This window comes from Bdellovibrionales bacterium (assembly GCA_016716765.1).
In the GTDB taxonomy this organism is placed as follows: domain Bacteria; phylum Bdellovibrionota; class Bdellovibrionia; order Bdellovibrionales; family UBA1609; genus JADJVA01.
Genome location: JADJVA010000020.1, coordinates 589,644 through 614,649 on the forward strand (window position 1 = coordinate 589,644; position 25,006 = coordinate 614,649).

A 25,006-nucleotide genomic window follows, 5' to 3' on the forward strand; every position below is an offset into this window, starting at 1 on the left:
CCACGAATGAGGTATATATAGAAAATGTGTGATAGTCTGCCCTCCAGGGCATTTGTTGCCGAGATATTCCAACTGCAAGGAGAAGTGTAAGGAACAAATCAATGAGGAACCTGAAAAGACCCGGCCTTCTCACTAGACTATTCTGTAGCCAATTCCTGGTTCCGTAAGAATATGTGCCGGATGAGAGGTAACGATCTCGATCTTCTTGCGAAGTTGAGCGACATAAATTCTTAAATAGTGAGTTTGGTCCGCGGCGTTTTTTCCCCACACACCTTCTAAGAGCTGAGCTTGCGGCACCACTTTCCCCTGATTTCTAATGAGTGCACTCAACAGCTCATATTCGGTAGCTGTTAACTTGACGATCTCCAGCCCCACTTTCACTTGGCGTTTATTGAGATCCACTTCAAGATCGCCTGACCTAAAAATCGGCGTGGCCTCGAGTGAGTTATGATGCCTCAGGCTCACCCTGATGCGCGCAAGGAGTTCGGGAGTTCCAAAAGGTTTAGTCAAATAGTCATCCGCCCCCGCATCTAAAAGTAAAACTTTAGTGGGCTCATCATCAGTCACGGTCAATATGATCACCGGGATAGCTGTCCATTTTCGGAGTGATTTAAGAACTTCTAATCCACTGATGTCGGGTAGCCCGAGATCCAAAATAATAAGATGCGGATGAAACTCCGCAGCCCTATCGAGCCCGCCCCTACCACTATCTGCTTCTGCGAGCTCAAAGCCTTGATTCATTAAACTGAGACGTAAAGTATTGCGAATCGCGGCTTCGTCATCAATCACCAAAACTCGTGGTTTTGTTTCAGTCATGAATCCTCCTTCGGAACAGGTGGTGCCTCCGTGAGCGGTAACTCGATCGTAAACCGGGCACCGCCCTGTGGACGATTCTCCACCCCGACTCTCCCCTTGTGAAATTCAACAATATTTTTAACGATGGAAAGTCCGAGTCCCACTCCACCTGTCGGCGTGCCAGGCACCCGAAAGAATTTTTCGAAAACTTTGTCCAAAAGATTTTCAGGAACTCCTGGCCCTTGATCTTCAACCGCAAGACACAAGGCAAAGTTCGTTTTTCTGGCTAAAATCCGAATGGATGTCCCATGCGGGCTGTAGGCGGCGGCATTCAACAAGAGATTGGCCAGCGCATGCTCCATCAATCTAAAGTCCATCTGCACCAAGGGAAGATCCTTGGGAATTTCAATTTCGACTCGGTGCTGATTCAAATTTTTTCCAAGTTTTTTTAATGTCACACCGACAAGATCGGAAACATCATGCCATTCCAGTTTAAGAGCCAGCGCGCCTGAGTTGAGGCGGCTCATATCCAAGAGATTCTCAATAACCCTATTGAGGCGGTCGCCTGCCTCAAGAAGACTTCCCGCGAGCGCACGGACGTACTCTGGATTTTTTGAGTTGGCTTCGTCCTCCAATGCAGCTGCTGTACCAATGACTGCGGTCAATGGCGTTCGCATTTCATGGGAAATGGAATTTAAAAGTGTCTCATGAATCTTCTCTGATTCCTTGAGACGATCTGACTCTCTCAACCGCTTTTCAAAAAAGTGACGCTGCAATGAAACTGCCAATTGGCTGGCTATCGAATGGAGAATATTCTCTTTTTCTAAATTGAGTTTTCGTTTTGTCCTCGGCTGGTAAACCAACACGCCGACCGTTTCGTCGGGCGCTTTCAATGGGACGTAGAGCGCATTTGACTCAGACAGAGTATCAGTGGACCATCCGGCCACCTTTCCGGACTCAAACGCCCACATAGCCACGGCTTTTTCTTTCTCGGAGAGTGGGGGGCGCGGCGAATAATTTTTATTATCGTTCACGGAAAGTTTGCGCTCTTCTGACGCCAGCACAATTCCGCATTCTCCATCTAAAAGCCGGCCGACGCGCGTATTGATTTTGGCCACGAACTCCTCCTTAATCCGGCTGCCGGCGATATCCTGCGACACTTCGAATAGAGCGTTAGTTCTGTCCTCGCGGTCCCGCAAGATCCGTTCGTGGGCCCGAACTCTACTGGTGAGGTAACCTGTGACCAGTGCCGCCACTAAGTAGATAAAAATCAAAACCCCATCTTCTGGCTCATTGACTGCAAAAGTGAGACGTGGAGGAATAAAAAAGTAATTCCATACAAGTGCACTCAAGGTTGCGACGAAAAACGTTGGACCAATGGTTGAAACCAGTCCAACCCCTAATACGCCGAGCAAAAATAGAAAGCCAACCGCACGATAACCGATCAGGGGCTCTAACATTCCATTTAAGAATGAAGTTCCCAGCAGAAACCAAATTGCATTCCAATAGCTAAAGGGACTGCTGTAGTGTTCGATTTTTGTGATCAGGAGAGGCTTATAGATTGAAATTCCATCCTGCCTAATGACATGCACATCAATTTCACCAATTTCCCGTACCAGTCGATCGAGAAGCGTCCCTCCCTCAAGCAGATCTCGAAAAAATCGTTTTGTCGGACGGCCAACAACGACCTGAGTGACATTTTTTTGCCGCGCGATCCGGCGAAGAGCAGCTGGGACGTCGGTATCGGTCGTCGTCACCACTTCAGCCTTCAGCTCCCGCGCCAGTGCAATATTTTTTGTTAATTGAGCCTGATCCTCGTCATTCAATGGAACTCCAGTGTCAACGTGAACTGCGATCCAAGGCGCCTCAAGGTTGTAGGCGAGCCTCCTCGTGGTTCGGATGAGTCGCTCTGAATAGGGGCTGTGACTCACGGCCACCATCATTCGCTCATTGGTCTGCCAGGGACCTAAGTTTTGTTTGAGACCCTGAAACTGTTGAAGCTCTTGATCCACCCGTTCAGCCGTAACCCGAAGTGCAATCTCGCGGAGAGCAGTCAAACTATTCGGCTTGAAAAAATTTTTGGCCGCCGTTTCCTTCTTGTCGCCCAGGTAAACTTTTCCCTCGCTGAGCCGCCGCAAAAGATCATTAGGGGTTATGTCGACGAGTTCAATTTGTGCGGCCCGCTCCAGAATGGAATCTGGTACGGTTTCCCTGATGGGAACGCCAGTGATTTGTTCGACAAGATCCTTGCGACTTTCCAAATGTTGCACATTCACAGTGGTATAGACGTCAATTCCCGCATCGAGGAGTTCGATCACATCCTGGTAACGCTTTTGATGACGTGAACCTGGAGCGTTGGTGTGAGCCAGTTCATCAACCAGTACAATGTTTGGTTTCTTAGCGAGAATGGCGTCTAGGTCCATTTCTTGAAGTGTGACACCCTTATATTCAATTTGTTTTTGCGCGATCATTGGTAATGATTCCGTTAGCGCCATGGTCTCAACGCGACCGTGGGTTTCCACCACTCCAATGACAACATCCGTCCCCTCCTTGAAACGTTCCCGGGCCGCCCGTAACATCGCATAGGTCTTCCCAACCCCGGCCGACATGCCGAGAAAAACTCTTAAAACGGCATTTTTGGCTCTTCGCTCTTCCTCGCTGATGGCGCGAAGAAGAGCATCGGGATCTGGACGTCCATCGTTTGTCATTTTTATTCTCCAGCTGGAGGAGCTTCGCCACTCGGCGAACTCTTGATTCCCTGGCTCTCATCAAGGGCCACATTGAGTGCTAGGACATTCACCCGTGGTTCCCCAAAAAATCCGAATTGGCGACCTTTTGTTAATTGGTCGATCAGTTTTTTAACTTGAGCCTTATTCATTCCTCTGGCCGTAGCCACCCTTGAGAGCTGATAGCGGGCCGCTTCTGGACTTATCTCAGGGTCTAAACCACTTCCTGAGGCGAACAACAAGTCTTGCGGCGGCTCACCCATTTCGGGATGCGCGACCTTCAATCTTGCTTTTCTCTCATCAACAGCCGTTTTCAGACTGGCGCTTATTTGACCCTGGTTGCCTCCACTCGAAGGCAGAGGATTGAAGCTTGCGCCGGAAGGCCTTGGCCAAAAATACTTGGGACCTTCAAAGTTCTGCGCCACAAGCCAGGAGCCAACGGTCACATCACCACTGAGAGCCATACTGCCATTGGCCTGCCGCTTGAATAAGACCTGCCCAACAACTGTGACGAGGAGCGGATAACCGAGGCCAGTCAGGACTGTCATAAAGATCAACATCCGAATTGCAGGAATAATGTGTTTCATAAAAGACCCTTTCTGTTCACACGAGTCCAATGGCACTGATCAGGACGTCAATGATTTTAATACCGATAAAGGGAGCAATCAAACCGCCAAGTCCATAAATCAAGAGATTTCGCTGCAACACAAGGGAAGCGCCCATCGCGCGATACTGAACTCCCTTCAATGCCAAAGGAATCAGAGCCACGATAATCAGTGCATTAAAAATCACAGCACTCAATATGGCACTTTCCGGAGAAGTTAAACCCATCACGTTTAAGGCCGCAAGAGGCCCCTCCTTCATTCCGCCCATGAGGTACAGCGAGCCAAAGAGGGCCGGCAGAATGGCGAAATACTTCGCGACGTCATTGGCAATGCTAAAAGTTGTGAGTGACCCGCGAGTCATTAAAAGCTGTTTGCCAATTTCTACAATTTCAATCAATTTGGTCGGATTGCTGTCGAGGTCGACCATATTTCCAGCTTCACGCGCAGCTTGGGTGCCGGTGTTCATGGCCACACCCACATCCGCCTGCGCCAAGGCGGGAGCGTCGTTCGTGCCGTCGCCCGTCATGGCCACTAAATGTCCTTTTCCTTGCTCCTCACGAATGCGCTTCAGCTTTGCTTCAGGTGTGGCCTGAGCCATGAAATCATCAACGCCAGCCTCGGCGGCAATGGCCGCTGCCGTCATCGCATTGTCGCCTGTGATCATCACCGTGCGAATGCCCATTTTTCTCAGCTCGGCAAAGCGTTCTTTGATTCCACCTTTGACAATATCCTTTAACTGCACAACCCCCAGAACTTCAGGTCCCTCAGAGACCACAATGGGGGTTTGACCTTTCTTCGCGATATCCCCAATCACAATATCGAGTTCCCGTGAAAGCGTCCCTCCGTTCGACTGAACGAGAGCTTTGATTGAGTCTCCCGCACCCTTGCGAATGGAGCGCAACTTTCCGTTTTCCTGAAGGTCGATTCCACTCATTCGAGTTTGCGCTGAAAAGGGAATAAACTTGGCCTCGTGAGGCTGCAAAGTTTTGGCTCTAAAGGCAAATTTCTCTTTGGCCAGAACGACAATTGAACGCCCTTCAGGGGTCTCGTCCGAAAGCGAAGCCAGTTGCGCAGCCTCGGCCAGCCGTTCAATACTCACACCTTTCATGGGTAAAAACGCGGTGGCCATGCGATTTCCGAGGGTGATGGTTCCCGTTTTGTCGAGCAACAAGACGTCGATATCGCCCGCTGCCTCGACCGAACGCCCGCTGGTGGCAATGACATTGCGGCGGATCAGCCTATCCATGCCGCTAATACCAATAGCGCTCAGTAATCCGCCGATCGTGGTTGGAATCAAGCACACAAGGAGAGCTATCAACACCGGCACCGTCACAAGAGGAGAAAGATCTTGGCCAGCCGCTGCCCCACTGTAGTCTGCAAATGGCTTCAATGTCATAACTGCCAATAAGAAAACAATCGTCAGTCCGGACAAAACAATACTTAAGGCAATTTCGTTGGGAGTTTTTTGCCGTTTTGCCCCTTCGACCAGCGCGATCATACGGTCCAGGAAAGCGTGTCCCTGTTCGGCCGTAATCTTCACCAAGATACGATCGCTGATAACTCGAGTGCCCCCAGTCACTGCGCTGCGGTCTCCCCCGCTCTCCCGAATCACAGGAGCAGACTCACCAGTGATGGCTGACTCATCCACGCTGGCGATGCCTTCAACGACTTCCCCGTCGCCGGGAATGAGGTTTCCGGCCTCGCAAATCACAATGTCGCCTTTTTTGAGTTCCGATGCATTCACTTTGAATTCAGGCTCTTTGCCATTTTTCAACAAGCGCGCCTGAGTCGCGGTTCGCGTCTTGCGCAACTCTGCCGCTTGGGCCTTTCCTCTTCCTTCTGCAATCGCCTCGGCGAAATTGGCAAATAAAACTGTAAACCACAGCCACAGTGCGATATGAAACTCAAAGGTATGAGATCCCCCGCCGATTCCAAAGACCGCATAAAAAGTGGTGATCAATGCTCCGATTTCAGTGACAAACATGACAGGATTTCTCATTTGCACGCGCGGGTCCAATTTGACAAAAGCATCTTTAAGAGCCGGGATCAAAATTTCAGAATTTGTCCATTGGTTGGATGTACTTTTAGCCATAAATTTCCCCTTAAAAGGTCTGTCCCTTTAACATTAAAAAATGCTCAACAATCGGCCCCAAAGACAGTGCAGGCAAAAAGGTCAGAGCGCCAACAATCACGATCACACCCACAAGCAGCACACCGAATATAGGCGTGTCAGTCGCGAAAGTTCCAGCCGTTAGAGGTGAACTCTTTTTCTTAACCAACTGGCCCGCGATGGCTAGTGCCGGAATGATGACAACAAAACGGCCGATCAACATCGCAAGAGCCAACATGACGTTGTAATAAGGAGTGTTGGCGTTCAATCCCGCAAAGGCGCTGCCGTTATTGCCGGCGGCTGAAGTGAAGGCATAAAGAATTTCCGAAAGACCATGCGGACCCTTGTTCGCCAAACTGGATAGACCGGCCGGAATGACCGCGGACAAGGACGATCCCAACAGAATCACCGCGCAAGGCGCGAGAATCCCAAGTAGGGCCATTTTTACTTCCGGCGCCTCGATCTTTTTACCGAGATATTCGGGTGAGCGGCCGACCATTAGGCCTGACAAAAAAACAGTGAGCAGAACAAATAAAAGCATGCCGTACATCCCTGCTCCCACGCCACCAAAAATCACTTCGCCGAGCATGATATTAAACAATGCCACCCCTCCCGCAATCGGCGAGAGGCTTGAGTGCATAGCATTTACCGAACCATTAGAAGCCGAGGTGGTGGCAGTCGACCAGATCAAGCTGTTCACCACACCAAACCGGGTTTCCTTACCCTCCATGATTCCCGACTGCTGAAAAACCGGATTGGTGATGTACTCAGAATACATGGACAGCGCCAATCCGCCGAACCAAACAAAGAACATAACGGCGAAAAGAGTCCAACCCTGTCGTTGCGATTTTACCATTCGCCCGTAGGTGTACGTCAGCGCCGCTGGAATCAACAAGATTGCCAGCATTTGAAGAAAATTGGAAAATGGCGTTGGATTCTCCATGGGCACGGCACTGTTCGCACTGAAAAATCCGCCCCCGTTGGTGCCGAGCTGTTTAATCGCGATTTGCGAAGCGGCAGGCCCCAGAGGAATCGTCTGTTTGGTTCCTTCTAGAGTGGCCACCTCCGCATAAGAACCGAAGCTTTGCACAACACCCTGACTGATGAGAACCAGTGACAACACAAAAGAGAGAGGCAGAAGTACGTAAACCGTAGTACGAGTTAAATCGATCCAGAAGTTTCCAATGGTGCTTCCGGATTTTCTTAAAATTCCTCGCGCCAAAGCCAAAAATACAGCGGCGCCAGTTGCCGCACTCACGAAGTTTTGCACACCAAGACCCAGCATTTGCGTCAAATATGACATCGTGACTTCACCACCATAACCTTGCCAATTGGTATTGGTCATAAAACTCACCGCCGTATTGAACGAAGAATGCCAAGTTACGTTCGACAAGCTTTGCGGGTTAACTGGCAAAGTCTGCTGAAACATTTGCAGCAGGAACACCGCCAGAAAACCAAAAAAATTGAACCATAGGAGAGCCTTTACATAGTCCCTCCAATTCATGTCCTCATTCTCGTTGACGCCCGCGATCCTATATGTGAGCGTTTCGAGCCAGCCCAGTACCGGAGTCAAAAAAGTTTTTTGACCCTCAAAGACCTTGTACATGTAGACCCCAAGCGGAGGAGTCAGTGCAATCAAAGTAACAGAATAGAATATGATTTGAGTCACATCGGTGAACTTCATAGGACCACCTCTCAAAACCTTTCCGGGTTAAATAAAGTGATGCCCAGGTAAATAAGAACACCTAACCCAACAAAACCGACAATTACGAAATCCATAAGTCCTCTTTTAGTTCGTCTGCGCCCATTTGGCGCGTAAAAATGATGTAAATATTTATTGAACATGCTTTTCAATTGGCCCGAGGTTGTCCTAACCCAAGGATGTGCAGTGAATTCTTGTAGGATTGTGATTGAGCTGAGAATGGCAACCAACCTGACAGACCGCGGTCAAAATATCCAAGGGAGATTGACAGGCCCTAAATCCCGCGATATTTTTTTGCAATGGACGAAGACCCCGGTGGCGGATTTTTAATCGCGCCCATATCTGACCTTCTAAATATTCAACATTTGCATCTCTCATTATTCGTGGAGTCGGTCTCTCTCCTCGCAGGCTATCAGCCGATGTCGCTCAAAATACAATGATCAGGAATCATAAATGGATGAAGTAGTCATTATTTTGGTATGTCTTGTGATCAACGCCCTACTTGCGGCCTACGAAATGGCCTTTGTTTCAATTCCAAGGGCTGAGCTTCGTGCCCTTTCAAGATCGGGCAATAAGCACGCCAAAATTTTAATTGATCTCCGCGAAAGTCCTGAACGTACGCTCTCAATTATTCAAATCGGGATCACGATGGTTGGAGCTATCGCGGCTGCGGTTGGAGGCGCTGGAGCAGGCGAAACCCTTGAACCCTACTTTATTCTGCATTTTTCGCTCAGCGAACTCTCTGCAGAAGCCCTTTCGCTTTTCTTGGTCGTGCTCCCTATTACGTACTTGAGTGTCGTTGTCGGCGAGCTTGTACCTAAAACTTTAGCACTTCGTAATCCTACACGAATCGTTCTCTCTGGTGCACCCGCACTTTTTATTGCTGATCGGTTTTTTTCGCCCGTCATCACGGTTCTTGAGTGGTCGACACAAAAAATTTTGAAGATTTTTTTCCCGAGATCAAAATCAACTCAGTCCACTGAGCAAACGACAATCGAAATCGATAGTTTTTCACCTGTCCATCAAAGAATTATGCTCAACATGGCAGATATTGAAAGGAAACAGATCAAAGACATCATGCTCCCATGGGCACAAGTTGTTGTGGTTGATTTGTCGGCAATACCAGATGAAGTTTTTCAGGTTGTGATTCATTCCGGTCACACACGACTTCCCGTAAAAGATAATGGAAAAATAGTAGGTGTTCTTCACACAAAGGAGTTCATTGCGCTTCGCGAATTGGGCGACACGAACTGGCAGTTTATTATTCGCCCAGTTGTCAAAATTCAAGCGACTGATTCTGCACTCGGAGTCATGAAACTTTTGCAGGGAAAAAAGAATCATATGGCGATTGTTCTAAATCAGCAAGGGCAGCGCCTCGGCATCGTCACGCTTGAAGATATCTTAGAGGAAGTCGTTGGAGACATCTTCGACGAAGATGATGACGGACGGATTCGAAAAGTTTATGCGGCCAAGATCAAATCTCGAGTTATTCCTGTTGAAAAATGAAACATTCTTCCCGATCCAACTGGAAAGAAATTGATCTGACGCGGCAACTTTTAGATTCAATTGAATGGACCTCAGATATATGATTTTCTATCAAAGTGCGATCATCGATGATTTTACTTGTATCACTGGTATTTGTTTTCCCTGGACTTATTTCAGCTTGGGGCCTTGCTTCTTTAGGACATCGGGTTGACGTCAAAGTTTCCCATGCGCAGGCAACTGATAATTGTCACTCTGAACAAGCCCGTCAAGAATCTGAGCAACAAGATCAGAGTCAACACACCCACAAAATAGCCGTGTCTTGCTGCCATGTCTTGTTTATTCCGGCTCATTTACCGATTTCAATTGATCAATTTAGTCAAAATCAATTTCCGACTCCATTCGATACAGAAGCGCCCCATGCTTGTTGTCTCGACTCCCTTTTTAGACCTCCCATTCAGGCCTAAGGAACGAGCATACATTCTCATTTTTATTGATCACGAGAAGTTCTTTTAGGTTATTCTTGGCCTAAAATTCGAACATCTTGGAAAGGGCATTATGCTGAACTATTTAATTCAATTTTCGCTCAAGAAGCGGCTGCTGGTTGGCCTTATAACTCTCGCAGTTTGTGTCTACGGCGCATGGTTGCTTCGAAGCCTTCCCGTAGATGTGTTTCCTAACCTGAACCGTCCAACCGTCACTGTTTTGACCGAAGCCCATGGACTTGCGCCTGAAGAGGTCGAGACCCTAGTCACTCTCCAGGTTGAAACAATTCTTAACGGAACTCCCGGAGTACTGCGCCTTCGCTCGAGTAGCGGCATTGGCATTTCTATCGTGTATGTCGAGTTCGATTGGGGAACCGAAATTTTCCGTAACCGCCAATTGGTTGCAGAGCGCTTGCAACTTTTAGAAGGCAGGCTTCCGCCCGGTATGCAGCCCGTGATGGGACCCGTCACATCGATTATGGGAGAAATTCAGTTTGTTGGCGTAACAAGTCCTGAAAGCAAAGTTTCACCAATGGATCTGCGCACACTCGCTGACTGGAATCTAAGACCACGCCTCATGACAATTCCTGGAATCAGTCAGGTCGTTGTCATGGGCGGCGAGGTCAAACAATACCAAATTCATGTATCGAGCGAGAAACTTCAACGTAAATCGGTTTCTCTTGAAGATCTAAAACATGCGCTTTCTGAAATCAGTGAGAACACAACTGGTGGATTCATTGACATTAACGACAGAGAATTCCTCATTCGACCATTGGGTCGCGCCTCCAGTATTGAAGAAATCGAGAACTCATTTGTCGCCATGCACTTTGGTCAGCCTGTCTTTGTCAAAGATGTCGCCGAAGTCAGAGTTGGCGCCAAGCTTAAACGCGGCGAGGGAAGCATTAACGCGAAACACTCTGTCATCATGACCGTGCAAAAACAGCCCAATGCAAGCACCATAGAACTGACTCGAGCTATCGACCGTGAGCTCAAAGAAATGGAAAAGTCACTTCCTGAAGGGGTTCAGCTTGAAACGGATTTATTCAAGCAATCTCATTTTATTGAGTCATCTATCAAAAACGTGGAGGAGGCGCTGCGAGACGGAATTTTCATGGTCATGATTATTTTGTTTCTGTTCCTTATGAATTTCCGCACTACCTCAATCACATTGGTGGCAATTCCACTCAGTCTATTGATTACGGCCATTGTCTTTCATCTCCTCAATATCAGCATTAACACAATGACCTTGGGCGGACTTGCAATTGCCATCGGTGAACTTGTTGATGATGCGATTGTTGACGTCGAAAATGTCTTTAGAAGGCTTCGTGAAAATCGTTTGAATGGATCCCCAAAAGGCAATTTGAGGGTGATCTACGAAGCATCTAGTGAGGTTCGCAACTCCATTGTCCTATCAACGATCATTGTTGTTCTCGTCTTTGTCCCACTTTTCGCACTCGGTGGTATCGAGGGCCGACTTTTTGTTCCCCTCGGATTGGCCTACATCATTTCGATCATTGCTTCGCTTGTGGTGTCTCTGACGGTGACTCCAATCCTGTGCTCGTACCTTCTCCCTCATTCCAAAGCAGTCCATCGGGAACAGGATGGTCCATTGGTGCGCCGTCTCAAAGCATTTGCCTTGAAGGTCTTAAATCTGACCCTGCCAAGACCTAAATCCGTATTGTTTTCAGCGACTCTTCTTTTGATCGGAAGTCTTTTACTACTTCCACTGATGGGAAGAAATTTTCTGCCAGAATTCAAGGAGGGGACTGCGACAATTGGTGTTGCTGGCGCTCCAGGAATTTCACTTCTGGCATCTGATCGTCTAGGAACAAAGATCGAAGAGGCGATCCTTTCGGTACCAGAGGTAAAGTCCACAGTGAGACGCACAGGTCGTGCTGAAATGGACGAACATGCTGAAGGAGTTCATTGGCACGAAATAGATGTGGATTTCAAACCCGAGGGAAGACCACGTCAAATCGTCCTGCAGGAAATTCGCGAGCGGATCGAAAAGGTCGGGGAAGTTTACGTCAATCTCGGACAACCCATCAGTCATCGCCTTGATCATTTGCTATCTGGCGTTCGTGCCCAAATAGCTGTGAAAGTGTTTGGACCTGACCTCAGCGAACTAAGACGACTGGGCGGAGAGATCTTTGATGCTCTCCAAAACATCAAAGGAGTTGTGGATTTACAGACCGAACCCTTGGTTTTGATTCCACAGTTAAAAATTGCAATCGATCGCGAAGCGAGCGCAAAATTTGGACTCAGAAGTGGAACTCTCGCTCAGGATTTGGAAATCGCGCTCAACGGAGAAACTGTTGCAAGGTTTTTGGATAATCAAAAAATGTTCGATGTCTTTATGAGACTCGATGACAACTCAAAAAGCACACCAGACAAAATATCAGAAACGCTGGTGAAATTTCTTCCAACAGGACAAGGTGTCAGACTGAGTGATGTCGCAAATGTCTATGAGGGCACAGGACCCAATATGATTAACCGGGAAAATATGCAGCGCCGCATTGTCATTTCGGCAAACACTCATGGACGCGATCTTGGAAGTGTTATCGGTGAGATCAAAGAGGCACTCGATGAAAAAATCAAACTTTCTGAAGGTTACTTTCTAAAACTCGGCGGACAATTCGAAAGCCAGCAGGCGGCTTCACAACGCATTCTTTGGTTGGGCCTTCTCTCACTCATCGGGATATTTTTTGTCCTCTTCGTTCACTTTAAGTCGGTCGTCTTAAGTTTCCAAGTTATGATGAACGTGCCACTTGCTTTGATCGGCAGTATTATTGCTATTTACATCACTGAGAGAACCCTTTCAGTTGCAACACTTGTAGCCTTTATTACTTTGTGCGGAATTTCGACCAGAAACGGAATACTGTTGATCAGTCATTACTTGCATTTGATGAAGGAAGAGGACGAAACTTTTGGAGCCAAAATGGTCATACGTGGATCACTTGAAAGGCTTGTTCCAGTTCTGATGACAGCATCAACAGCGGCACTGGCCTTAGTTCCTCTGCTCTTGTCCAAAGGTGAGCCTGGAAAGGAAATTCTTTTTCCAGTGGCCGTAGTTATTGTCGGAGGTCTCATCTCATCGACGATTTTAGACCTCGTCGTGACACCCACCGTATTTCTCAAGTTTGGCAGAAGAGCAATTCAAAAATATTTAGTTCAAAATCAACAACACAATCAAGGAGATTGGAAATGAAAATACTTGTTCTCGCATTGGCATTTTGCTTTGCTGGGGCAACCCAGGCGCACGACGAGGGGCATGGACCCAAACTTTCAGATTCAGGAAAGTACGGTGGGCTTGTATCATCTGTCGTTCTCAAAACTGACGCAAAAAAAGGGGCCAGTGCCACCCTTGTTCACAAAGCTGAGCTTGTCAGATCGGCCGATGGAACCACCCGCATCTATCTCTACGACACGGCGATGAAGCCACTTGAAATCAAAGGCTTCGATACTAAAGGTTCCGCTAGTCTTGGGGCCAAGGTAAAAGGAAAATGGAAAAATACAGAGTTCGCTCTTGAGCAAAAAGACAACGCCTTTGTCGGCAAAATGCCAAAGCCCGAAGCTAGACCTTACAACATTGACGTCACATTAAAGCAAGACGGCAAGGAATTGCTTTCGGCGTTTGACAACTTAGATTAGGAGTTTCTATGAAAAATTGGATGGCCTTGAGTGGTGTTTTGCTAAGCCTATTTCTCTTTGATTCGGTGCCTACTTGGGCCTCTAATTCTCAAACGGATCCATCTGGTTTTCGAAAAATCAAATTTGAGGACTTGCCCAATCTTGTTCTCGAAAAAAATGAAAATGTTGAAGCTGCTAAACTTCATCTGAACGCACAGAAGGATCGAACTGGACGACTGGTTCGATCTTTCCTACCGCAAGTTTCAACCGTTGTGGGGCAGGAGCAATTCAAGGCCGGCTCTGGGTCCACTGAAAATCAAGGCTATTGGAAACTTGAAGCTACGGTCAGTCTTTATAAAGGTGGCCGTGACAAACTTGAGAACAAAATTCGAGACTCCAACTTGAATTTGTCTCAAACGCTCTTATCAGTGGAATATCAAAAGGAACTCAAAGAGGCCAGACTAGCCTATTGGAAAGTCATGGCACTCAATCAACAAATCAAAGACCGCAACGAAGCACTTAAAATAAACGAATTGAGTCTAAAATCAGCAAAGAAAAGAGCTGGTGCCGGGCTCACCACAGCTGCCGATGCGAAGCAATTTGAACTGCATCGAATTTCTCTTGAAAGAGAAGTCACAAAGTTAAAGTTGGAAAAGGATCTCAGTCTCAATCAGCTCGCTGTCGCACTTGCGCTCGATGAACACGAGAATATTGAATTGGGTTCTGAGTTTCCAAGGGTGACGTCGAAGGACCTTCAAAGCACTCAATTTTCTACGGATCAGCACCTCACTGTCAAAGCTCAAAAGGACCTTGAGAGGATTGAACAGCTAAAGGCCGATCAATCTTCAAGTTGGTGGCAACCAAAGCTCGATCTTTATGCCGGATACGGTCTGCCATCACTTTCTGACAGTTATGATCGCGCCATGAGAAGGGACAAGGAGTGGACGGCTGGTGTGAGAATGACCATTGATCTAGGACAGGGCTTCGAAGATCGAACCGAAGCTCTCGCCAGGCAGGCAGAATCCGCTTCCTTCAGGAAAAGGGCGGCCCACGCTGTTCGTGAGGGTCAAGCTTTAAACCATGAATTGAAACATGACTTGAAGACCCTTGGTGAGCTTATCAAAACAGCCGATCAAGATGTTCAGGTGGCAGAAAGCTTTTTACAGCTAACGGAGAATGAATATAATCGCGGTGTTAAAAATGGACCTGACTTACTGGAGGCCGTTCAGAAGTACTTCGAGTTTCGAGACAAACGCACAGATTACTACCGGGATTTTTACTCCACTCAAGCTGAAATCGAGAGTTTGGTCTCAAAGGACCCTAGTCAATGAGAATGAGAGCCATCCCTTTGGGCTCTCGAATACTGTTAGGGCGACTCCTGACTCGGTCTGGAGACCAAGCTTGGAATTTTTCCGTTCCTCTCGTTTTACTGCAACTGCTGCCAAGTGAAGTGAACCTCTCACCACTTTTCCCTTGTCGGGAATAAGTGGGAGCATCAAGCGGATGGCGTCTCACGATGCCACCTCAAATCTTGATGATTCCTGCTTCGCCGAGGCCATGGTTGTTGGGCGCCCTTTCGGCCGTACAACAGAGCCTTTCCTCTCCACAGGCTGATGAACGGGGTAGGACCCACCCTCGTTTTGAATATTTATTGCAGCATTGACGTCCCTATCGTGATGAATATGACATGATTCACATGTCCATTCCCGATCGGAAAGTGTGAGTTCGCTGTTCACGAACCCGCACTGATGGCACATCTTAGAACTTGGAAACCAAGTCGATATAAAATGCAAATGTTTGTCGTATTGGACAGCATACACCTTCATTATCTCAACAAGTCTTCCCCATGACTGAAACGCAATTGACTTTGCCAGTCTTCGGTTTTTCATCATGCCCTTCACATTGAGTGTCTCCATCGCCACCACTTGGTTCTTGCGGTAGATATTGAGAGCCAATTTGTGAAGATAGTCCTCCCTTTGGAACCTTATTCTTTCGTGCAACTTTGCAAGTCGAAATCTTGTTTTTTCGTAGTTATTGGATCGATCTTCTCGTTTTTCTGACTTCTGCATATCTCGCTGGCGCTGCATCTTCTTTTGAAGTCTGCGCTTTCTGCTCTCGAGCGTTTCCAATGTCCTTGGAACCTGGATCTTCTCGCCATCACTCAGAACAATATGCTTGATGTTAAGATCCACACCAACGATCCCATCATGGGTTGAAAGAATTTTCTCCTTCGTATTGAATTTTGTGACGATGCTGACGAAGTATCGTCCACTTGCAGTTTTAGAGATGGTGGCGGCACCGAACTTTGCACCGTCTGGAAATTCTCTATGCACTTTCATCGGTATCCAAGTCTTGTATTTTGGAATAAATACGCAAGTTTGTCCCGACACTGATTTGATTTTTGGTTGTGGGAGTGAAAAACTTTGCGCAGCCAACTTCTTTTTGAGTCTTGGCCTTTTACCGCGTCCTGCAAACAGATTCTGATAGGCGACATCGAGATCGTGAGTTGCAACCTGCAAGGATTGACTTGGTACGTCACTCAGCCAGTCAATGGCTTCTTTCCAGATGAGGAGATGTTCTTGCATCTCCGTGCGAGAAAGTTTCTGTATCCCATCCGCGTACAGCTCCTCGTTTATTTTTAGAAATTCGTTGTACACAAAACGAACCGAGCCAAATATCTTCCCTAGATGCCGTTTCTGCACCGGTGAGGGAAAAATTTCGAATTTGTAGCGTCGTGTGAGTGGATTCATTTCCTTGTCTGTTCTATTATTAGTGTTATGAAAAGTCAAATCAAAGAAAAAACGAAATTACGTGGACATTTTCACGCCGTTTACAGTCTCAACTATCACTTAGTGTTAGTAACCAAATATCGAAAAAGATGTCTCAATCCAGAGCAATTAGATTTTCTAAAGCAAGAGTTTGGTAGACTTTTTTGTGAATGGGACTGCAGACTCCTCGAGTTTAGCGGCAAAGAAGACCACGTTCATCTTCTCTTTGAAGCACACCCGGCGATGAATCTTTCAAAGCTCATCAACAACCTAAAAACCGTAAGGAGCAGACTTATTAGGAAGAAGTTTCCAGCACACCTGAAGAAATATTATTCGAAACCTGTTTTCTGGACTCGAGCCTATTGTCTCATTTCGACGGGCGGAGCGACACTTGAGGTCATAAAAAAATATGTAGAAAATCAGGAAAATGAAAAATCATCCTGATTTCAAGACCTCCTCCATCCATGGAGGAAAGTCGAGTTTCATTCATCTCCACCTAAATCAAAGATTTTAGATGGAGAATTCTGAAACGGGTTTGGTAAAAAGGCGAAACGATTAAACTTCTGATAAGAACAATGATAGTCGTCTTTTCATTATTTCTTTCGCATTCATGGGAGAGCTTGTGTGTCTCATATTTTTGAAGTTTTTGTTTCTTTTGCAAGACTTGGTCTCACTTCATTCGGTGGCCCCATTGCCCATCTCAGTTATTTTCACGATGAGTTCGTCAAGCGAAAAAAGTGGATTGACGAGCCGGCTTACGCCGACCTTGTGGCGCTCTGCCAGCTCCTACCAGGTCCCGCGAGCAGTCAGGTCGGCATGGCCATTGGACTCTCGCGTGCCGGATACTTGGGAGCAATTGCCGCTTGGATGGCATTTACCGTTCCTTCAGCATTGATCCTCGTTCTATTTGGACTCGGTATCTCAAAATTTAATCCCAGTGAGTCTTGGCTTCATGGACTTAAGATTGTTGCCGTCGCAGTTGTGGCCCAGGCCATGTGGAGGATGGCAGTTCAACTTTGTCCCGACAAAAAGAGAGCAACAGTCGCCGTTGTCGCAGCGGTCCTTGCGTCGGTGATCACATCGGCGATGGTTCAGTTATTCGTCATCTGCATCGGCGGAATCGTCGGAATTATGTATTTCCGAAAGCATCAAGAACTGCCTCATATTCCAATGAATTCAAAAGTGAGCCAAACTGCGGGAGGAGTCCTACTCCTCTTATTTGTGACATTGCTCGTCTTTCTTCCTATGGCTGCTCTCCAAAGCCAAGATCAATCCATCAAGCTCTTTGATAGCTTTTTTCGCGCAGGATCGCTTGTTTTTGGCGGAGGCCATGTTGCTTTACCTCTTCTACAGGCTGAAGTTGTCCCAACTGGATGGGTTTCGAAAGAAATGTTTATGGCGGGATACGGCGCCGCCCAAGCTATACCCGGTCCTCTTTTTAGCTTTTCGGCCTACCTTGGGGCCGTATCACAAGTGCAACCTTTCGGTTGGCCTGGAGCGACGATTTGCCTGATAGCCGCATTTCTACCTTCTTTTTTATTGATTGTCGGAATACTTCCGTTTTGGGAAAAATTGAGGAAGCACAGTGAAATACGATACGCCATGCAAGGAATAAATGCTTCTGTTGTTGGTCTTTTACTTTCAGCATTCTACAATCCGGTATGGACGAGCGCGATTTTTGACTCAAAGGATTTTGCACTGGCAGCAAGCTGTTTTCTGCTCCTTGTTTTTTGGACTGTGCCATCGTGGATCGTGGTTCTATTAGGGGCGGCAGCTGGAGGATTGCTTTTATGAAACTGACCATGCACGACGATCGGGGATCGATTTCTTACAGAAGGTGTAGTCGGTCTACAACCGAAACATCTGATCGATCAAAACAATTGACCCCACAATCAAAACAAACCACCCAAAAGCAGTCTTTAGTTTGTTCTCTGGCACACGTTTGCCAACTTTAATGCCAACGACAATTCCCACAACTGCGATTGCAATTATGGTGAATAAAAAAGTCCACTGCACATCCATAATTTTACTAAGACTTGTGGTGAAACCAAAAAGTGAATTCAAGGCAATGACCAGTAAAGAGGTCCCAACTGCAATGCGCATGTGTAGACCAGCAAACACAATGAGTGTAGGGACAATAAGAAATCCGCCGCCAGCACCAACTAAACCCGTCAATAAGCCAACAAAAAAAGCTTTTGGAGCAATACTTAGTCCAGGACGCTTATGAGACTGAACTGAATCTAGATGTGGAGTCTTTTTTCGAATCATTGAGAACGAGGCCGCGAGCGTTAAGACTGAAAATAAGCCCATGATCACAATCTCTTTAGTGAGGACTAATCCACCCGCTTGCCAGATTTCCTTCGGCATCATCGGCAACAACAGCGACCTTGATATATATATTCCAACAAAACTAGGAAGAGCAAAGCCTATTGCCGCAGAATAATTTACTGTATTATATCGAAGATTGGACGTGACGCCTACTACGGCTGTGACTCCTACCACAAGCAAAGAGTATGTTGTTGCCACGATTGGATTGATTTTAAAGAAATAAACTAAAATTGGAACAGTTAAAATAGAGCCACCGCCTCCGAGCACTCCGAGTACTACTCCCATCATGGCAACGGCAAAATAGCCTAAGACTTCCATATGTACTTTTCTGTGATTCGGTATCCGTACATCCCCAAAAAAAGGGCAACTACAAAATAAAGTATTTCCAACCTTCCCGAACCAAGCGATGTAATCGCAGGGCCTGGACAGTAACCTCCGAGTCCCCATCCAAATCCAAAAAGCGCTGAGCCCACAAGAAGCTTCGGCGAAATGTCTTTTCGAGTGGGGGTATGAAAGTGAGCGTCAAAGAGAGGTGACTTTCGGTGCCTCACCAATCTGTAGGCCCAAAAGTGAACCGCAATCGAACCGGCCATTACAAAAATCAATGAAGGATCCCACGCAAACACATTTAAAAAGCCAATCACCTTTTGAGGCTGAGTCATACCTGATACACCCAGGCCTAATGCAAAAATTAGCCCTACTACAAAAGAAGTTGCGACTCTATTCGACTTCTTCTTCACCGTGCACCTCTTAAAAAGCTAGCTGTCAAAATACCTACGGCGATAAAAGTTAAGGTTGCAAGTATAGATCTAACTGACATGCGGCTGATACCACATACGCCGTGACCGCTGGTGCAACCACTCCCCATGATAGTTCCAAACCCCACGACAAAACCTGCTGCGATCACTTGCCACACATCTCCGTGCAGTTCCGAAGCAAAAGCCTGTGGATAAATCTGATACAAAATGACTCCACCTGCAACGAGTCCAGACACAAACGCCACCCGCCAAGACATATCACCTTTAGAGTAGCTGAGGAGCCCGTTTGCAATACCACTGATTCCAGTCACGCGCCCGTTGAAAATCAGCATCATAGACACCGCAATTCCAATAAGTGATCCACCGACAAGAGGAAGTATAAACGCTTCCATGCCTATTTCCTTTCAACGGCATAACCGAGTTCATTCCAGCGAATCATTCCACCAGTCATGTTAGAGGAGAACTTAAATCCCATCTGTTTACTTAGCAAGGTCGCTTGGCCGGATCTGGCGCCACTACGGCATACAAAAACTATTTCTTCGGACTTATCTGCATTTCGCAAAAGTCTTGCAAGCTATCACCGAGAGTTACAAGCCTTGCATTAGGTATATGCCCCAGCTCATTATTAAATTCCTCCGGCCTTCTCACATCAACGATCAAGAGGTTATTAAAACAAGTACTTACTTTTTCCGGCGTTACCTCTGGCACTCCATCTACCGTTTGTGGATGCAAGAGTCTCTCTTCAACGGAATTCTTTTTTCCACACCCTAAATTGGCGGGTACCGCCTCATGAATTTTTTTGGGGTTCGCAAGTTTTAATTCACTCATCGTTTTAATGAATTCATCTTTGCTTTTATTAACACCGATACGTAAAAAGTGCAGACGATGATCCCATCTGAAAATCCGTTCGTCCTGTACCACGAATCAAAAGAGCGTCCCCGGTAAACACTTTGCCATCGCAGTAAAAACTCATACAGCTATTGGTGTGCCCAGGAGTAGCAAGAGCTGTAATTTTGTAATTACCAAACTGCAACTCCTGCTCATTATCAAGTGGTATGTCCACACAATCAACATTTGCACTTTGGCTTACGGCCGACTTCGCATTGGTCAATTTTCTTAGCTCCCCGGAACCAGTAATGTGATCGGCATGAATGTGTGTGTCTAAAATATATTTCAACTTTAGCCCAAGCTCACTCATAAGCTTCATGTCTCGATCAACAGTTTCAAGAACGGTATCAATAAGCACTGCCTCTTTCGTTTCTGGATCGGCTAGTAAATATGTATACGTTGAAGTCTCAGGTTCAAACATTTGTCTAAAAATAATTTCATTTTTCATAATAAATTAATCCTCTTGAACATTTAAAATATTGCTGATCGCTTTTTAAGTTCGGTTTTTGGCACCATGCCTGTTGCCATACTGGGCTCACCCTCTTTGGGTATAAACAAAATGCTTGGAATACTTTGATACCAAATGCCCTGGCCAACTCAGGACTCGCCTCAGTATCTACTTTATAAATGTGTAACTTCCCTGGTACTCACGTGAAAGCTCCTCTAATATCGGTGACAACGCTTTGCAGGGACCACACCAGTCTGCATAAAAATCAATAATTGCGGGCAAATCCCCTTCGTACTTCCACTCTTTTTCCGCCTCATAATTGAACACCTTAGTTTTGAAAGTACTTTCGTTGAGTTCTTCCATATTCCACCCCCTTCTTTATATTATTGTATTGTGATATTGTAATATGTCAAGAGGTAATGACGTATTTAATTATTAGGAGGCCAGATGGTATTTAAAACTGTTTCAATTTCAAAATGGAGGACAAATGTGAGCTAGTCGCAGGTCTATTGAGAGCCCTCTCTCACCCACAACGCCTCATGATATTGGGCCATCTTATTCAAGGAAAGAAAACTGTCACTGAGCTGCAAAATCTTTGCGGAATTTCACAATCTCAACTTTCTCAATTTTTAGGAAGAATGAAATTAGAAGGTTTGCTGGATTGTGACCGAAAAGGGAGATTTCAATACTACTCAGTGAGTGATAAAAAATCATAAAACTTATCCAATCCATACAGACCATTTACTGTTAACAAAATAACTATTGCGCGTCTAATTTGCAGGTTAAAGTTGGAGGTTTAATTTGGAGGTGGCGGCCGGATTCGAACCGGCGTTCACGGATTTGCAGTCCGGTGCCTAGCCACTTGGCTACGCCACCTCACCAGGAACATGAAGATTGGATAAAATCAAATCTGCCTCCAAAACTCAAGTCCTATTCAATGGATCGGATAAGTTGCTCACGCGAAAATTTGATTTAGATTCTCGAAGTTTTTCCACGCCCACTCTGAAGCCTCATTGAGATGAGACAATTGGATGGATAGATTCTCATCCAAGTCGGCCAAAGTCCTAGCCACCCGCATCAGAGCCCGCATTCGGCGCCGAGAATCCCCCATCGTGGGCAAAAGGTTTTCTTTCACAAAGGGAGGCAGAGTCTGAGAGATCTTTGCCTCATCCGTCCTGCCGTTGACTTCGATAAAACCCATTTCCTGAATTTCAGTCAATTGGCGATTTCTTTGAAACAGACGAGCTCTTTCGATATGTTCAAAAATGCTTTGCATAGACTCCATTCCAGCATTTTTGGAATGACCCTGACCCGTCTTTGCCCAATCGCTGCTAAAGGCCAAAACGTCAAATCGATCCAGCATAGGACCACCATCCTTTCTAGATAAGATCGACAACGAGTCAGACTAAATCGGCACGGGGCTCTGCGTTCTGGAACCAAGCGCCCACAATGACAAAGGTTGGTCGTGGCCAGCAAAAGAAATCTCGCCGGTAGCGTCTGATTTTGCCCTCGGCGAGAAATGACAATCTCTCCGCTTTCTAGTGGCTCACGCAAGGATTCCTTGACCTGGGGGGAAATTCTAAAAATTCATCTAACAGAAGCAATCCACCGTGCGCCCGGGAGTAATTTCACCTGGAAAGACCGGAATCCCCGCCAATCATCGAACTTGGAGTCACACTGTGGTGAGGTGAAACAAAGGGCCGATAGGGCGTCGAATCGCTAAACCAGCGTTTGACTCGCGCCATCTCGGGCCACAAGTGAGAGGGAGGAGGCCCAAGAAGAGCATGCAGCCCTCTGGCAAGAGTCGTCTTGCCGGAACCGGCGGGACCGGCGACCAATGTCGCATGCTCTCCGAGTGAGACTATTTTTAAAAGTTTTGCTGCTTCGGTTGGGAAATCCAATTGAGGCAAAGGAGTCGCCTCGAACTTAAAATCACAAAGTGGTTTGGCCTCCAATTTTTCTGGACACCGCAAGCCCTTAAGATCCTTGATCATGAGGAAGGACCACGGCAGCTGTTGATCATGGTTCCCAGTAAAGATCGGGGCTTGGAGTGGGGTGATTGAAAAGAGAATCCAGGTCTCCTGGAGCATAGACTTTCCCATCAAGTCCGAGCTCGCCGTAGACATAGATATCCTCGCCAAGCCCTTCTGGTGGCCTCATCTGGCCTGATTTCCAGAGGTAAGCACAGGCAATTGCGAGCTCCAATCCTCGACTTGATTTTCTCCAATGTGAAGGTCTCAAGTTAATAAGAATTTGCTGCCCGGCTGGCCATTTGAACCCTTGAGTCTTGAGGGCCGATTTGATCTTCAGTCCACTTTCTCGAATAGCCGTATCTGGCAAGCCCATAATTTGAAGCTGATTCACACCTGGGAGCAGGTTCAGCTCAACCTCAATAGAAACCAGCTCCATTCCTTTTCGGACAAATGAATAAATTCTCATAAATCCCATTGATGCAAAAAGAAGGAAGCGAGAAGTCCTATTCTTTCGGTCGCGGGCTAAATAGAGTCCAGAGTTCGAATCAGATCGGACAAACCCCAGAGCTAAAATTCAGATTTTTCTTTATTTCTCGGCGGGCTCAGACAAAGGATGATGTCGATCGATCTCTTCTCGAATTTTTTTGCCGACACTGATGTATAAACTTGCGTTGTTTGAATACTGAATGCCCAAGAAGTACCTGAATCGATCTGAGGTCGGCTCCCGATTCAAGGAGTGCCGTTGCGCAACCATGCCGAAACCGATGAGGCCCCATCGGTTCGTCGAAGCCCGCCTTGATAGACCAAGCCGACAACCAGCGCCAAATGTCCACACGGGAAGGCCGATGACCTCGATCATTTAGCAAAACGGCTGAATTCTCGCCCTTCACAAGATAAGGCCTCACTTCTGCCAAATAATCCCTTAGCTCACGCATGAGCTTGACCGTCAGGGGAATTAATCTTTCTTGCCACCTTTTCCAAGCACCTTAATCCAGGCTTCAGTTTCATTGAGGTCAGACAACTCAAGTCCCACGAGTTCGCTGACCCGACACCCAAGGCCAAAGAGCAACAAAAGAGTGATCTGATTGCGCGCTGTTCGATAGGAATTTCCACTTCGCAGGCTTGAATAAGACGATGAAACTCGTCCGCAGTGAGCCCTCGAGGAAGAGTGACGTTGACCTTCGGAGGACGCAATTGCCTCAACTCAGGCACCGTCATTCCCTGCTTTTTCACAAAAGCGAAAAAGGTCCGCAAACTGCTGACCACCCTCGCCTGAGACCTTACACTCCAAGCCTCGCTGACTCAAAATTCATATAGTCTGGAAATATCGGAATGCTTTTCCGGAAATTCTTCAAAAAGCTCCAAGTCACGACGATATGCCATAACGGTGTTCAGTGACCGTCCTCGTACATGCTGCAAATCATCGAAGAACTCAACCCAGTACTGTAGTGCCATAAAGAATGCGTGTTATATCAGAAAGCACCCTAACGCCAAAGACTTTTCTGGTCCCTTGTTTTCCCTGTCCTGCCTCGACCTGCTCAGCTCAGGCTTTGAATTCAAAATATGCTCAATGGTGCTCACTTGCGCTCAATTCTTCCTCACTGGCCACCAAAACCAACCAAGGTCGAAATTTTCCGAGAAAATCTTCGTTGTTGTTCGCATCAAAATCCCAAAGACTCAATTGAATTGTTCCTTTAAATCATCAGTTCCGTCAACAAGATCATAGCTCCTAACCAAAATACGCTTGCCACTGCTATCAGACATCTCCACTTCAAATTCCTCACCGTTCACAATGCCATTGCCCCTTTGGCTGACAAACACTTTTGTCACGTGTGCTGTTTGTCCCTTAAGTACAAAATCAATGAGAAGAGCATTTTCATGCTCTCCAGACTCATTTTTAAATCAACAAAAATGGCTCTTTGCCATATCCATGTCGAGAGGCGACAAATCGCCTGATTGTCCCACAAAGCTAAAGTCCAAAATAGCCAAAACACTTGCAGGTGGGCCCATCGTGCCTTCTTGATCTGACCAGCCTTCCGCAAAATAGAGAGCTGCGTTTTCATTTGATGCTATCGTCAAAAAAGATGACATCCCCCCTGCGCCTGAGCTCTGTTTAAATTCCTCTATCAACTCAAAGAGTATTTGATCGTCAATTCCAGCATCGGCCTCTCGCCACTGATAGGAGCATCCGGAAGTAAAAATTGCGACTAACAACGCACCTATTAATGACCATTTCGCTCTCACATTTTTCATTTGGTCCCTCAACTACTTTCTCACTGGCCCAAATTTTTCTCGTAGATCTGTTTCT

General features: G+C 46.7%; 24 protein-coding genes, 1 tRNA gene and 3 pseudogenes. 7 read left to right on the forward strand and 21 right to left on the reverse strand.

All coding sequences use genetic code 11. The annotated features are described in order from the left end of the window. Positions 1–132: 132 nt before the first annotated feature. From IPL83_11455 to IPL83_11480, 6 genes are read right to left on the reverse strand one after another with little or no spacing between them, the layout of a single operon-like run. Positions 133–816 carry a response regulator gene (locus tag IPL83_11455; GenBank protein MBK9039762.1) on the reverse strand — a complete coding sequence of 228 codons (684 nt, stop codon included), beginning with the start codon at positions 814–816 and terminating at the stop codon, positions 133–135. Then, positions 813–3,503: a sensor histidine kinase KdpD gene (locus IPL83_11460; GenBank protein MBK9039763.1), complete on the reverse strand. Its 2,691-nt coding sequence runs from the start codon at positions 3,501–3,503 to the stop codon at positions 813–815. Before IPL83_11460 ends, IPL83_11455 begins: the two co-directional genes overlap by 4 nt. Before the next feature lie 2 nt (positions 3,504–3,505). Beyond that, positions 3,506–4,108, reverse strand: coding sequence for a potassium-transporting ATPase subunit KdpC (gene kdpC / locus IPL83_11465; protein ID MBK9039764.1), 603 nt, complete (start codon positions 4,106–4,108; stop codon positions 3,506–3,508). A gap of 16 nt (positions 4,109–4,124) precedes the next feature. After that, on the reverse strand, positions 4,125–6,218 hold the full coding sequence (gene kdpB, locus IPL83_11470) for a potassium-transporting ATPase subunit KdpB (GenBank protein ID MBK9039765.1): 2,094 nt from the start codon (positions 6,216–6,218) through the stop codon (positions 4,125–4,127). 10 nt (positions 6,219–6,228) lie between these two features. Next, positions 6,229–7,920: a potassium-transporting ATPase subunit KdpA gene (gene kdpA / locus IPL83_11475; protein ID MBK9039766.1), complete on the reverse strand. Its 1,692-nt coding sequence runs from the start codon at positions 7,918–7,920 to the stop codon at positions 6,229–6,231. Between the two features lie 11 nt (positions 7,921–7,931). Further along, on the reverse strand, positions 7,932–8,090 hold the full coding sequence (locus tag IPL83_11480) for a potassium-transporting ATPase subunit F (GenBank protein MBK9039767.1): 159 nt from the start codon (positions 8,088–8,090) through the stop codon (positions 7,932–7,934). A 301-nt stretch (positions 8,091–8,391) separates the two neighbouring features. On the opposite strand from IPL83_11480, the gene IPL83_11485 reads away from it, so the two are divergent. The 4 genes from IPL83_11485 (at position 8,392) to IPL83_11500 (ending at position 14,866) form a co-directional block, all read left to right on the forward strand. Continuing rightward, complete coding sequence (locus IPL83_11485; protein ID MBK9039768.1) at positions 8,392–9,444, forward strand: HlyC/CorC family transporter; 1,053 nt, start codon at positions 8,392–8,394, stop codon at positions 9,442–9,444. A 534-nt stretch (positions 9,445–9,978) separates the two neighbouring features. Then, positions 9,979–13,113, forward strand: coding sequence for an efflux RND transporter permease subunit (locus IPL83_11490; GenBank protein MBK9039769.1), 3,135 nt, complete (start codon positions 9,979–9,981; stop codon positions 13,111–13,113). After that, positions 13,110–13,556: a hypothetical protein gene (locus IPL83_11495; protein MBK9039770.1), complete on the forward strand. Its 447-nt coding sequence runs from the start codon at positions 13,110–13,112 to the stop codon at positions 13,554–13,556. Before IPL83_11490 ends, IPL83_11495 begins: the two co-directional genes overlap by 4 nt. An 8-nt stretch (positions 13,557–13,564) precedes the next feature. Beyond that, positions 13,565–14,866 carry a TolC family protein gene (locus IPL83_11500; protein ID MBK9039771.1) on the forward strand — a complete coding sequence of 434 codons (1,302 nt, stop codon included), beginning with the start codon at positions 13,565–13,567 and terminating at the stop codon, positions 14,864–14,866. 180 nt (positions 14,867–15,046) lie between these two features. Here the strand turns inward: IPL83_11500 and IPL83_11505 are convergent, their stop codons facing one another. After that, entirely contained in the window at positions 15,047–16,285 is a 1,239-nt protein-coding gene (locus tag IPL83_11505; protein ID MBK9039772.1) for a transposase, read from the reverse strand. Positions 16,286–16,312: 27 nt separating this feature from the next. On the opposite strand from IPL83_11505, the gene tnpA reads away from it, so the two are divergent. Together tnpA and chrA are read left to right on the forward strand one after the other, a co-directional pair. Continuing rightward, the gene (tnpA, locus tag IPL83_11510; GenBank protein MBK9039773.1) at positions 16,313–16,747 is read left to right on the forward strand and encodes an IS200/IS605 family transposase; all 435 of its coding nucleotides are present in this window, start codon (positions 16,313–16,315) and stop codon (positions 16,745–16,747) included. A gap of 162 nt (positions 16,748–16,909) precedes the next feature. Continuing rightward, on the forward strand, positions 16,910–18,097 hold the full coding sequence (gene chrA, locus IPL83_11515) for a chromate efflux transporter (protein MBK9039774.1): 1,188 nt from the start codon (positions 16,910–16,912) through the stop codon (positions 18,095–18,097). Between the two features lie 54 nt (positions 18,098–18,151). Here chrA and IPL83_11520 read toward each other — a convergent pair whose 3' ends face one another. The 6 genes and pseudogenes from IPL83_11520 to trxA form a co-directional block, all read right to left on the reverse strand. Continuing rightward, entirely contained in the window at positions 18,152–18,949 is a 798-nt protein-coding gene (locus IPL83_11520; GenBank protein MBK9039775.1) for a sulfite exporter TauE/SafE family protein, read from the reverse strand. Then, positions 18,937–19,371 (reverse strand): YeeE/YedE family protein, encoded by a 435-nt coding sequence (locus IPL83_11525; GenBank protein MBK9039776.1) that lies wholly within the window; start codon positions 19,369–19,371, stop codon positions 18,937–18,939. Before IPL83_11525 ends, IPL83_11520 begins: the two co-directional genes overlap by 13 nt. Beyond that, complete coding sequence (locus IPL83_11530) at positions 19,368–19,781, reverse strand: YeeE/YedE family protein (GenBank protein MBK9039777.1); 414 nt, start codon at positions 19,779–19,781, stop codon at positions 19,368–19,370. The genes IPL83_11525 and IPL83_11530 overlap by 4 nt, the downstream gene beginning before the upstream one ends. Before the next feature lie 2 nt (positions 19,782–19,783). Continuing rightward, complete coding sequence (locus IPL83_11535) at positions 19,784–19,951, reverse strand: rhodanese-like domain-containing protein (protein MBK9039778.1); 168 nt, start codon at positions 19,949–19,951, stop codon at positions 19,784–19,786. After that, a pseudogene (locus IPL83_11540) lies at positions 19,921–20,713 on the reverse strand (MBL fold metallo-hydrolase). Before IPL83_11540 ends, IPL83_11535 begins: the two are co-directional and overlap by 31 nt. A 35-nt stretch (positions 20,714–20,748) precedes the next feature. After that, positions 20,749–21,088, reverse strand: a pseudogene (gene trxA / locus IPL83_11545) (thioredoxin). Positions 21,089–21,201: 113 nt separating this feature from the next. Here trxA and IPL83_11550 point away from each other — a divergent pair. Next, positions 21,202–21,441 carry a winged helix-turn-helix transcriptional regulator gene (locus IPL83_11550; protein ID MBK9039779.1) on the forward strand — a complete coding sequence of 80 codons (240 nt, stop codon included), beginning with the start codon at positions 21,202–21,204 and terminating at the stop codon, positions 21,439–21,441. Between the two features lie 86 nt (positions 21,442–21,527). Here IPL83_11550 and IPL83_11555 read toward each other — a convergent pair. From IPL83_11555 to IPL83_11590, 8 genes and pseudogenes are all read right to left on the reverse strand, one after another. Then, positions 21,528–21,601 (reverse strand) — tRNA-Cys (locus tag IPL83_11555). 79 nt (positions 21,602–21,680) lie between these two features. After that, a complete protein-coding gene (locus IPL83_11560) occupies positions 21,681–22,001 on the reverse strand; it encodes a hypothetical protein (protein ID MBK9039780.1) in 321 nt (106 codons plus the stop codon). Next, a complete protein-coding gene (locus IPL83_11565) occupies positions 21,941–22,279 on the reverse strand; it encodes an ATP-binding protein (GenBank protein MBK9039781.1) in 339 nt (112 codons plus the stop codon). Before IPL83_11565 ends, IPL83_11560 begins: the two co-directional genes overlap by 61 nt. Before the next feature lie 74 nt (positions 22,280–22,353). After that, complete coding sequence (locus tag IPL83_11570; GenBank protein MBK9039782.1) at positions 22,354–22,719, reverse strand: ATP-binding protein; 366 nt, start codon at positions 22,717–22,719, stop codon at positions 22,354–22,356. Between the two features lie 25 nt (positions 22,720–22,744). Beyond that, a complete protein-coding gene (locus tag IPL83_11575) occupies positions 22,745–23,164 on the reverse strand; it encodes a hypothetical protein (protein ID MBK9039783.1) in 420 nt (139 codons plus the stop codon). 120 nt (positions 23,165–23,284) lie between these two features. After that, positions 23,285–24,153 (reverse strand): annotated as a pseudogene (locus IPL83_11580) (tyrosine-type recombinase/integrase). 222 nt (positions 24,154–24,375) lie between these two features. Next, positions 24,376–24,528, reverse strand: a complete 153-nt coding sequence (locus IPL83_11585; GenBank protein ID MBK9039784.1) for a hypothetical protein — start codon at positions 24,526–24,528, stop codon at positions 24,376–24,378. A 72-nt stretch (positions 24,529–24,600) separates the two neighbouring features. Further along, complete coding sequence (locus tag IPL83_11590) at positions 24,601–24,951, reverse strand: hypothetical protein (GenBank protein MBK9039785.1); 351 nt, start codon at positions 24,949–24,951, stop codon at positions 24,601–24,603. Positions 24,952–25,006: the final 55 nt, after the last annotated feature.

Excerpts from the sequence above, each read along its gene's own strand:
- IPL83_11455 (MBK9039762.1), bottom strand. The coding sequence starts at position 816 with ATGACTGAAACAAAACCACGAGTTTTGGTGATTGATGACGAAGCCGCG.
- IPL83_11460 (MBK9039763.1), bottom strand. The coding sequence starts at position 3,503 with ATGACAAACGATGGACGTCCAGATCCCGATGCTCTTCTTCGCGCCATC.
- kdpC (MBK9039764.1), bottom strand. The coding sequence starts at position 4,108 with ATGAAACACATTATTCCTGCAATTCGGATGTTGATCTTTATGACAGTC.
- kdpB (MBK9039765.1), bottom strand. The coding sequence starts at position 6,218 with ATGGCTAAAAGTACATCCAACCAATGGACAAATTCTGAAATTTTGATC.
- kdpA (MBK9039766.1), bottom strand. The coding sequence starts at position 7,920 with ATGAAGTTCACCGATGTGACTCAAATCATATTCTATTCTGTTACTTTG.
- IPL83_11485 (MBK9039768.1), top strand. The coding sequence starts at position 8,392 with ATGGATGAAGTAGTCATTATTTTGGTATGTCTTGTGATCAACGCCCTA.
- IPL83_11490 (MBK9039769.1), top strand. The coding sequence starts at position 9,979 with ATGCTGAACTATTTAATTCAATTTTCGCTCAAGAAGCGGCTGCTGGTT.
- IPL83_11495 (MBK9039770.1), top strand. The coding sequence starts at position 13,110 with ATGAAAATACTTGTTCTCGCATTGGCATTTTGCTTTGCTGGGGCAACC.
- IPL83_11500 (MBK9039771.1), top strand. The coding sequence starts at position 13,565 with ATGAAAAATTGGATGGCCTTGAGTGGTGTTTTGCTAAGCCTATTTCTC.
- IPL83_11505 (MBK9039772.1), bottom strand. The coding sequence starts at position 16,285 with ATGAATCCACTCACACGACGCTACAAATTCGAAATTTTTCCCTCACCG.
- tnpA (MBK9039773.1), top strand. The coding sequence starts at position 16,313 with ATGAAAAGTCAAATCAAAGAAAAAACGAAATTACGTGGACATTTTCAC.
- IPL83_11520 (MBK9039775.1), bottom strand. The coding sequence starts at position 18,949 with ATGGAAGTCTTAGGCTATTTTGCCGTTGCCATGATGGGAGTAGTACTC.
- IPL83_11530 (MBK9039777.1), bottom strand. The coding sequence starts at position 19,781 with ATGGAAGCGTTTATACTTCCTCTTGTCGGTGGATCACTTATTGGAATT.
- IPL83_11550 (MBK9039779.1), top strand. The coding sequence starts at position 21,202 with ATGGAGGACAAATGTGAGCTAGTCGCAGGTCTATTGAGAGCCCTCTCT.
- IPL83_11560 (MBK9039780.1), bottom strand. The coding sequence starts at position 22,001 with ATGCAAAGCATTTTTGAACATATCGAAAGAGCTCGTCTGTTTCAAAGA.
- IPL83_11570 (MBK9039782.1), bottom strand. The coding sequence starts at position 22,719 with ATGATCAAGGATCTTAAGGGCTTGCGGTGTCCAGAAAAATTGGAGGCC.
- IPL83_11575 (MBK9039783.1), bottom strand. The coding sequence starts at position 23,164 with ATGAGAATTTATTCATTTGTCCGAAAAGGAATGGAGCTGGTTTCTATT.
- IPL83_11590 (MBK9039785.1), bottom strand. The coding sequence starts at position 24,951 with ATGAAAAATGTGAGAGCGAAATGGTCATTAATAGGTGCGTTGTTAGTC.